This window comes from Hydrogenophaga sp. 70-12, assembly GCF_001897365.1.
GTDB classification, from domain to species: domain Bacteria; phylum Pseudomonadota; class Gammaproteobacteria; order Burkholderiales; family Burkholderiaceae_C; genus Hydrogenophaga; species Hydrogenophaga borbori.
This window is the reverse complement of record NZ_MKSS01000067.1, coordinates 1-3446: the sequence shown is the minus strand read 5'-3', so window position 1 is coordinate 3446 and position 3446 is coordinate 1. Positions and strand designations below refer to the sequence as shown.

Sequence of the window (3446 nt, the reverse complement as noted above, 5' to 3'; positions counted from 1 at the left end):
TGGCCACGGGCTCCATGCGGTGCGGCTCGCCGCGGTACTCGCGCAGGCCGTGCAGCATGGGCGCCAGCGGCGCGCCGGTGGAGGTGGCCAGCGCCAGGGCGGCCAGCGCGTTGGCCGCGTTGTGGCGACCGCGGATGCGCAAGGCCTCGGCGGGCATGAGGCGCTGGAGATAGATCTCTTCGTCCTCCTGCGCGCGACCCTTGGCGCGGGTTTCGTCGAGCGCCAGCGCGCGCACCAGCCAGGTCATGCCATTGACGGTTTCCAGGCCCCAATCGCCCGCGCGGGTGGGTGCGTCCAGCCCGAAGCTGCACCACTGGCGCGCCGGCACCTGGCGGTTGCGGTTGCCGATCTTGACCGTCACCAGCCCGGGCTTGAGGGCCATCACGCGCGCATCGTCGCGGTTGAGCACCATGAGCGCGCGCTCGCCGAACACGGCGGCCTTGGCCTGGGCATAGGCGTCCATGCCGCCGTGCCAGTCGAGGTGGTCCTCGGTGAGGTTGAGCAGCGTGGCCGCCGTGGGCACCGAGGCCCAGGCGCCCGAAGCGGTGCCGTCGAGCTGGAAGCTGGACAGTTCGAGCACCCATACGCGCGGCAGGTGCGGGGGCTGGGGCGGCTCGGGCGGCGGCGGCGCGATGAGCGCGGGGCCCTCGTCGTCCGCTGCGGCGGGCGCGGCTTCGTCGGCGGCCGAGGTTTCGGCGGAGACGGGGCCGTCGTTGGCCTCTGCCTCGGCTGGCGCTTCGCCCGGCGGCGTGTCCTCGGGCTCGGGCTCGGGCTCGGCGGGCGACGCCGCTGCCACGGCCTTCGCCTGTTCGGCCAGGGCCTCGGCCTCGGCGGCTTGCGCCGCTTCGCGCTCGTCGTCGGCCGCCTGCGCGACGGCCTCCGCGCGCAGCGCGGCGGCCAGCACGTCCAGCAGGGCCGGGCCGATGTTGCCCGCCACGGCCACGGACCAGCCCGCGCGATCCAGCAACTGCCCGGCGAGCGAGGTGACCGTGGTCTTGCCGTTGGTGCCGGTGATGGCCAGCACCTGCGGCCGGTAGGGGAAGCGCTCGCGCCGCGACAGGCCCTGCAGGGCCTGGGCGAACAGATCCAGTTCGGTGAGCACCGGCACGCCGCGCTCGCGCGCGAAGGCGAACACGCCCTGCAGCTCGGCCGGCATCAGGCCGGGGCTGCGCGCGATGAAGGCCCAGGGCTCGCGGGCCAGCAAGGCCTCGTCGAAAGCGCCGCTGACGAAGCGAGCTTCGGGGCAGGCGCCCTGCAGCGCCATGAGCTGCGGCGGCGCGGCCCGCGTGTCGGCCACGGTCACGTGCGCACCTTCGCGCGCGCACCAGCAGGCCATGGACAGCCCTGAGGTGCCCAGACCGAGGATGAGGACGTGCTGGTCTTTCATCGCAGCTTGAGCGTGGACAGGCCGATCAGGCACAGCAGCATGGTGATGATCCAGAAGCGCACCACCACCTGGGTTTCCTTCCACCCCTTCTTCTCGAAGTGGTGGTGCAGCGGCGCCATCTGGAACAGGCGCCGGCCTTCGCCGTAGCGCTTCTTGGTGTACTTGAAGTAGGTGACCTGCAGCATCACCGACAGCGCCTCGACCACGAAGATGCCGCCCATGATGGCGAGCAGGATCTCCTGGCGCACGATGACCGCGATGGTGCCCAGCGCGCCGCCCAGCGCGAGCGCGCCGACGTCGCCCATGAAGACCTGCGCCGGGTGGGTGTTGAACCAGAGGAAGGCCAGGCCGGCGCCGGCCATGGCGGCGCAGAAGATGAGCAGCTCGCCCGAGCCCGGGATGTGCGGCAGCAGCAGGTAGCGCGCGAACACCGCGTTGCCCGTGACGTAGGCGAAGATGCCCAGGGCCGAACCCACCATCACCACCGGCATGATGGCCAGGCCGTCCAGTCCGTCGGTGAGGTTGACCGCGTTGCTCGCGCCCACGATGACCAGGTAGGTGAGGATGACGAAGCCGGCCACGCCCAGCGGGTAGCTCACTTCCTTGAAGAAGGGCACGATGAAGCCCGACTGCGGCGGCAGGTCCAGCGTGAAGCCCGAGCCCACCCAGTCGATGAAGAGCTCCAGCACGCGCGCGTTGCTGGTCTCGGACACCGCGAACACCAGGTAGAAGGCCGCCACCAGGCCGATCAGCGACTGCCAGAAGTACTTCTCGCGCGAGCGCATGCCCTCGGGGTTCTTGTGCACCACCTTGCGCCAGTCGTCGGCCCAGCCGATGGCGCCGAAGCCCAGGGTCACGATGAGCACGATCCAGACGAAGCGGTTGCTCCAGTTGAACCACAGCAGCGTGGACGCCGCGATGGCGAACAGGATCAGCACGCCACCCATGGTGGGCGTGCCGCCCTTGCTCAGGTGGGTTTGCATCGCGTACTCGCGGATCGGCTGGCCGATCTTGAGCGCGGCGAGGCGGCGGATGAACCAGGGGCCCGCCACCAGGCCGACCACCAAGGCCGTCATGGCGGCCATGACGGCGCGGAAAGTGAGGTACTGGAACACCCGCAGGAAGCCCAGCTCGGGGGACAGGCCCTGCAGCCAGAGGGCGATGCTAGGCAGCATGGGAAGAATCCTTGTGGTTGTCGGCCTGCATCGGGTCGAGCGCGCGCACGGCCCGCACCACGCGTTCCATGCGCATGAAGCGCGAGCCCTTGACGAGCACGCTGGCCACCACCCCGGTGGCGACCTCGGCGGCCACGTCGGTGGCCAGCGCGTCCACCTCGGCGACGCAACGCGGCGCGGGCTCGCCGGCCGCGCGCAGGGCCTCGGCGGCCTCGCACATGGCCGTGCCGCTCACGCGCACCTCGTCGATGCCGCGCGCGAAGGCGTGGCGCAGCACCTCCAGGTGGAAGGCCAGGCCCTGGTCACCGACCTCGCCCATGTCGCCCAGCACCAGCAGGTGCGGCGCGGGCAGCGAGGCCAGCACATCGATCGCGGCGCGCACGGAATCGGGGTTGGCGTTGTAGCTGTCGTCGATCAGCGTGAGCACGCGGCCACCCACGGTGACGGTGATGGCGCGCGAGCGGCCGCCCACCGGCTCGAAGGCCTCCAGCCCGCGCGCGATGGCGTCCAGCGGCACACCGGCGGCCACCGCGCAGGCCGCGGCCGCGAGCGCGTTGCGCACGTTGTGCCGGCCCGCGATGCGCAGCCGCACCTCGGCATCGCCCAGCGGCGAGGCGATGTGCAGCGCCCAGGCGCCGTCGCGCCACTCCGCGCTGTGCGCGCGCACGGTGGCCTCGGGGTCGGTGTCGCTGAACGTGAGGCTGCGCCGCGCGCCGGCCAGCGCCTGCCAGACGCGGGTGTGCACGTCGTCGCTGGGAAACACGGCCACGCCATCGGCGCCGAGCGCCGCGATGACGGCGCCGTTCTCGCGCGCCACGGCCTCCACCGAGCTCATGAACTCCTGGTGCTCGCGCTGCGCGTTGTTCACCAGGGCCACCGTGGGC

Annotated in this window: 3 protein-coding genes; all 3 read right to left on the bottom strand. The window is 72.0% G+C overall.

What is annotated here, in order from left to right; all coding sequences use genetic code 11:
* On the bottom strand, positions 1-1387 hold a 1387-nt coding region (locus BGO22_RS04400; RefSeq protein WP_286849253.1), incomplete at its 3' end, for a Mur ligase family protein.
* Positions 1384-2562: a phospho-N-acetylmuramoyl-pentapeptide-transferase gene (gene mraY, locus BGO22_RS04395; protein WP_070397240.1), complete on the bottom strand. Its 1179-nt coding sequence runs from the start codon at positions 2560-2562 to the stop codon at positions 1384-1386. The genes BGO22_RS04400 and mraY, both read right to left, overlap by 4 nt.
* The coding region (locus tag BGO22_RS04390) for a Mur ligase family protein (RefSeq protein ID WP_286849249.1) at positions 2552-3446 on the bottom strand (895 nt) is incomplete at its 5' end. The genes BGO22_RS04390 and mraY, both read right to left, overlap by 11 nt.

Coding starts and splice junctions, on each gene's coding strand:
- mraY (WP_070397240.1), bottom strand. CDS start 2,562: ATGCTGCCTAGCATCGCCCTCTGGCTGCAGGGCCTGTCCCCCGAGCTG.